Genomic DNA, 3851 nt, shown 5'->3' with positions numbered 1-3851 from the left:
CCTCCAGGCGTGCAGGGAAGCCGGGTCGGCGCTGCATCACCGCCCGGTGCCGGCCGCATCTGCGGCCGCCAAGCGGGACGCCGTCTGCGCCCAATACCCCAGGTTGTCGTGGTCGGTCAGGTCCACCTTCAGCGGCGTGACCGCTACATGGCCCAGCGCCGTTGCATGGAAGTCGGTGCCCTCGGCATCGTCCTTGGCAGCACCAGCGCTGCCTATCCAGTACATCACCTCGCCCCGGGGGCTTTCCTGCGTGATCACGCGCTCGGCGGCATGGCGCCGCCCCAGGCGGCAGAACTTGAGGGGCCGCAAGGCCTCCAGCGGCATGTTGGGAATGTTCACGTTGAGCAGCCACGGCGCCTCGGTCACCAGGTTCTGCGCCATCATCTGCGCCACGATCTCGCGGGTCTTGTGCGCTGCCGCCTCGATCTCGCCCCAGCCTTTGTCCACCTGCGAAACCGCCATGGCCGGTATGCCGAAAAGGTAGCCCTCCATGGCGGCGCCCACCGTGCCCGAATAAATGGTGTCGTCGCCCATGTTGGCGCCGTTGTTGATACCCGACACCACGAGGTCGGGGCGGTAAGCCAGCAGCCCCGTGAGCGCAATGTGCACGCAGTCGGCGGGCGTGCCATTCACATAACGAAAGCCATTGGCGGCCTGCTGCACATACAGCGGCGAATGCAGGGTCAGCGCGTTCGACTTGGCACTGTTGTTGTGCTCAGGCGCCACCACCTCCACGTCCGCAATGGTCTTGAGCGCGTCGTACAACGCCACGATGCCCGGAGCCTGGTAGCCGTCGTCGTTGGAGAGAAGAATCTTCATGGTCACTGTGCGGGTTGCAACGGATTGTAGGTTGCGCACGCCATCGCCGCGCTGGTCGCTCGTGGGACATTGCGCCCACAAAGCGCCACCTATCATGCAGGCCACCATTGACAGGAGACATCCCATGCACGCTTGGCTTTGCACCAACCCCACCGGCGTTGACGCACTCACCTGGACCGAACTGCCCACGCCCACGCCCAAGGCGGGCGAGGTGCTCATCGAGATCAAGGCGGCCAGCCTGAACTTTCCCGATCTGCTGATCGTGCAGAACAAATACCAGATGAAGCCGCCCCTGCCCTTCGTGCCAGGCTCTGAATACGCGGGCGTCGTACAGGCGGTGGGCGAAGGCGTCACGCACCTGAAAGTCGGCCAGAACGTGGCCTGCCTCTCGGGAACCGGGGGCTTTGGCACCCACACCATCGCTCCGGCCGCGTTGTGCATGCCGTTGCCGGACGGGTTTTCGCACGTGGATGCCGCCGCTTTCATCATGATCTACGCAACCTCGCACCACGCGCTGGTAGACCGTGCCCAGCTCAAGGCGGGCGAGACGGTGCTGGTGCTGGGCGCCGCTGGCGGCGTGGGCACCGCCGCCATCCAGATCGCCAAGGCCATGGGCGCGCGCGTGATCGCGGCCGCCTCGAGCGACGAGAAATGCGCGCTGTGCACCTCCATCGGCGCCGACGCCACCATCAACTACAGCAAGGAGAACCTGCGCGACGCGATCAAGGCACTCACCGACGGCAAAGGCCCTGATGTGATCTACGACCCTGTGGGCGGCGACTTCGCCGAGCCGGCCTTCCGCTCCATCGCCTGGCGCGGGCGCTACCTGGTGGTGGGCTTTGCCTCTGGGCCCATCCCGGCGCTGCCGTTCAACCTGGCACTGCTCAAGGGCGCGTCGATCGTCGGGGTGTTCTGGGGTGAGTTCTCCAAGCGCGAACCCAAGGCCAACGCCGCCATGATGGCCGAGCTGGCGCAGTGGTACGGCCAGGGCAAGATCAAACCGGTGATCGACCGCACCATGCCGATGGCCGAGCTGCCCGCTGCCTACGCCCACATGGGCTCGCGCGGCGTGATGGGCAAGCTCGTCATGGTCAACTGATCGCGCGGCGGACCGGCGGCATGGCCCAAACGCTGCCGGCGCCTGTGTCAAACTCGCGCATCCCAGCCCCCTAGTACAGATGCTCGAACATGGCGGACCGCTCCCCTTCAGAAATTGCCCGCGAAACACTCAAGCAACTGGCCGTCCGCCGGCTGGCCCCCACGCCGGACAACTATCTGGCGCTGTACGACGAGATTGCAGGCGTCCGCAGCCCCCCCGTTTTTCCTGAGGGACCGCTGCAGCACATCACGCGGGTGCTGCCGGGCCAGACACCCGCGCAGAAGCGGCTGCTGGGCCAGTTCGAGCGTGCCGTGGAGACCCGCGACTGGTCGTCCCTGCAAAGCGTCATGGTGGGCTACGCCAACCTCGGGCTCAATCCAGCGTCGGCCGAGCCCGTGGCGGTGGAAGCAACCCCACTGGCCATCCTGCCCGAAGAGCTGGCGCAGCTCCTGGCCCGCCTGATCGACAACCTTCTGCCCGCGCTGGGCGAAGACGATGCCCGGGTGCACGAAATGGCGCAGCAGCTCACCAGCTTCCTGCGCGAACCCGCCCCGCCCGTCTCCACCGTGCAGTTGATGCTGGGCAACTTCACCTACCGGGTGTCGTTTGCCACCGAAGACCAGGCCGCCATCCGCGCCAGCCTGCTCGACCTGCTGCACATGGTGTTCGAAAACATTGCTGCGCTGAGCTTGGACGACCGCTGGCTCCACGGCCAGGTGGAAGCGTTGATGGCCGCGTCCACGCCGCCGCTCACGCTGCGGCGCCTGGACGATGTGCAGCGGCGCCTGAAGGACGTGATCTTCAAGCAGACCGAAGCCCACGCCCGCACCCAGGAGGCCCAGGAGCAGATGAAGGACATGCTGTCCACCTTCATCGAGCGCCTGGCGCGCATCACCGACTCCAGCACCACCTACCAGGGCACCATGGAGCGCTGCGCCGACCTGATCGGCAAGGCCAGCACCATCGAGGAAATTGCCCCCGTCCTGCAGGAAGTGATGCAGGCCACCCGCTCGATGGCCCTGGACAGCCGCGTGGCCCACGACGAGCTTCACGAGCTGCGCGAGCGCACCGAGCTCAAGCGCGCCGAAATTGCGCAGCTTCAGCAGGAACTCGACCGCGCCAGCGCCCAGGCGCGCCACGACCCCCTGACCGGCTCGCTCAACCGCAAGGGGCTGGACGAGGCCATGGAGCGCGAAATCGCCCGTGCGCGCCGCAGGGGCGCCCCGCTGTGCCTGGCCTTGCTCGACATCGACAATTTCAAGACCATCAACGACCGGCTGGGCCACACCGCTGGCGATGCGGCGCTGGTGCACCTGGCCCAGGTCACGCGCGAAGTCATGCGCCCGCAAGACCTGCTGGCCCGTTATGGCGGCGAAGAGTTCGTGCTCATCCTGCCCGACACCCCCGTCGCCCATGGCGTCGCGGCCATGACACGGCTGCAGCGCGAGCTGACCACCCGGTTCTTCCTGCAGGGCAAGGAAAAGGTGCTGATCACCTTCAGCGCCGGTGTGGCGCAGCTGGGCGAAAGCGAAACCAGCACCGAGGCCATCCAGCGCGCCGACAAAAGCATGTACCTGGCCAAGCGCTCGGGCAAGAACCGCGTCATGGCCGCCTGACCCTCGTCCCCACACCCACCACCCGCTGCCATGACACCCCTGCAACGCCGTGCCTTCCTGCAATACGCCAGTCTGACAGCCGCGGCCGGCACCCTGCCCCGCTGGGCCTGGAGCAGTAGCCCGCTGCAGCACGACCCCTTTGCGCTGGGCGTGGCCAGCGGCGACCCCACCCCGGACGGCGTGGTGCTCTGGACCAGGCTGCTGCCCGCGGCCGACAAGCCTTTCGCCACGCCGCCCACCGTGCACTGGGAACTGGCCGACGACCCGGCCTTCCGGCGCATCGTGCAGCGCGGGCAGGCTCCGGCACTGCCGGCCCT

General features: G+C 67.2%; 4 protein-coding genes. 3 read left to right on the top strand and 1 reads right to left on the bottom strand.

Going from position 1 to position 3851, the window contains the following annotated elements; translation table 11 throughout:
- Nucleotides 1-36 precede the first annotated feature (36 nt).
- On the bottom strand, nt 37-819 hold the full coding sequence (surE, locus tag ACDELDRAFT_RS20005) for a 5'/3'-nucleotidase SurE (RefSeq protein ID WP_040330053.1): 783 nt from the start codon (nt 817-819) through the stop codon (nt 37-39).
- Between the two features lie 124 nt (nt 820-943).
- Here surE and ACDELDRAFT_RS20000 point away from each other — a divergent pair, with 124 nt between their 5' ends.
- From ACDELDRAFT_RS20000 to ACDELDRAFT_RS19990, 3 genes are all read left to right on the top strand, one after another.
- Nucleotides 944-1918: an NADPH:quinone oxidoreductase family protein gene (locus tag ACDELDRAFT_RS20000; protein WP_005799870.1), complete on the top strand. Its 975-nt coding sequence runs from the start codon at nt 944-946 to the stop codon at nt 1916-1918.
- 89 nt (nt 1919-2007) lie between these two features.
- Entirely contained in the window at nt 2008-3534 is a 1527-nt protein-coding gene (locus ACDELDRAFT_RS19995; RefSeq protein WP_005799869.1) for a GGDEF domain-containing protein, read from the top strand.
- A gap of 30 nt (nt 3535-3564) precedes the next feature.
- Nucleotides 3565-3851 (top strand): PhoD-like phosphatase N-terminal domain-containing protein (locus tag ACDELDRAFT_RS19990; RefSeq protein ID WP_005799868.1); only part of this gene is annotated, 287 nt, incomplete at its 3' end.

The organism is Acidovorax delafieldii 2AN (assembly GCF_000175235.1).
Lineage (GTDB): Bacteria > Pseudomonadota > Gammaproteobacteria > Burkholderiales > Burkholderiaceae_C > Acidovorax > Acidovorax delafieldii_B.
This window is presented reverse-complemented; position numbering and strand designations above follow the sequence as displayed.